This is a genomic window from Dialister sp. UBA1703 (assembly GCA_002320515.1).
GTDB lineage: Bacteria > Bacillota > Negativicutes > Veillonellales > Dialisteraceae > Dialister.
Window position 1 is genome coordinate 1 of record DCJJ01000179.1, and the last position, 1,411, is coordinate 1,411.

1 protein-coding gene is annotated in these 1,411 nt (G+C 55.9%); it reads left to right on the forward strand.

Features of this window, described 5'->3' with window-relative positions:
* Positions 1 to 174 precede the first annotated feature (174 nt).
* The gene (amrS, locus tag B2Y11_RS08710; protein WP_291058073.1) at positions 175 to 1,068 is read left to right on the forward strand and encodes an AmmeMemoRadiSam system radical SAM enzyme; all 894 of its coding nucleotides are present in this window, start codon (positions 175 to 177) and stop codon (positions 1,066 to 1,068) included.
* Positions 1,069 to 1,411 lie beyond the last annotated feature (343 nt).

Sequence of the window (1,411 nt, forward strand, 5' to 3'; positions counted from 1 at the left end):
CCAGCCCGCTCTGTGGGCTGAACCACACGAACGATAGAACCCGAGCGCCGAAGGCGCTTGAACCCTCAAGCCCGTCAAGGCTTGTCCATAAGGCGTGTCAACCTTCGGGAATACGGGAAAGCACCACCCAGCTCCCGATCCCGAACGCGCCCTAAATCTCCAAAGGAGGTCACTATGGAATGTGAATTATATGGCAAAGACGAAAAGGGCATCTGCACCTGCCGTCTCTGTCCAAGGCGCTGCACCATTCTTCCTTCCCAAAGGGGCTGGTGCCGCACCCGTTGGAACGACCACGGCACGCTGAAGGCTCTCACCTACGGCCTTGTCACTTCCGCCGCCCTGGACCCCATAGAGAAGAAGCCCCTTTCCTATTTTCATCCCGGAAGCGTTATCCTCTCCCTGGGCAGCTGGGGCTGCAATATGAACTGCCTCTTCTGCCAGAACTATGAAATTTCCCAGAAAGAGCCGGAAAGCCGGAAGGTTTCACCCCAGGATGTGCTCCGTCTGGCCCGCGCCCTCACTGCCGAAGGAAATATAGGCGTGGCCTGGACTTACAACGAACCCACCCTTTCCTTTGAATTCATCCGGGACACGACGCCCCTTATCCGGGAAGCGGGCCTTATGAACGTGATGGTGTCCAACGGATTCATCTGCAGCGAAGCCCTGGACGTCCTCCTTCCCCTGATTGACGCCTGGAACATCGACCTCAAAGGCTGGAATCCCGATTTCTACAAAAACATCTGCGGCGCCGCCGGAAATCCGGTGCGGGAAACCATCAGAAAAGCGGCGGCCCTTTCCCATGTGGAACTCACCAACCTGGTCATTCCTGATGAAAACGACAATCCCCGGGAATTTGAAGAAATGGCCCGGTGGATCGGCTCCCTCTCCCCAGCCATCCCCCTCCACATCACCCGCTTCTTCCCCCGCTGGCGCATGACAAACCACCCGCCCACCCCCATATCCACCCTGGTCTCCCTGGGTAAAATCGCCAGGAAATATCTCTCCCGCGTAAAGACAGGAAATGTATCGGAAGAAGAACTGGCAGAGTATCACTGGAGAAATGAATGAGCGTACAAAGGGGCACGGCTTCGCCGTAGGTTGTGGCCGCCTGCGGCGGCAGGTTGTGTAGAAGGGTTGTGAGGAGAAAAGGTTCAGAGTGTGGCGGTGGCGGCTTATGGAAGCGCTGATTAAACCGTTATCGGATTTCATTCTTGTGTTTTTATTCAATGCAAGGAATCAGTCGACGCGAATAGCGAGCTATTTAAGGANNTGCGAATTAATCAGTGCTTCCTTATATTATAGCGCCGAAGGCGCCCACTCGGCCTCCATGGAGTGGACTTTATAACTACCCTTTGAACCAGCCCGGAAAGCGAAGCCTTTCCCAGGCAGAACCCGGGCGCCGAAGGCGCCT

Excerpts from the sequence above, each read along its gene's own strand:
- amrS (WP_291058073.1), top strand. The coding sequence starts at position 175 with ATGGAATGTGAATTATATGGCAAAGACGAAAAGGGCATCTGCACCTGC.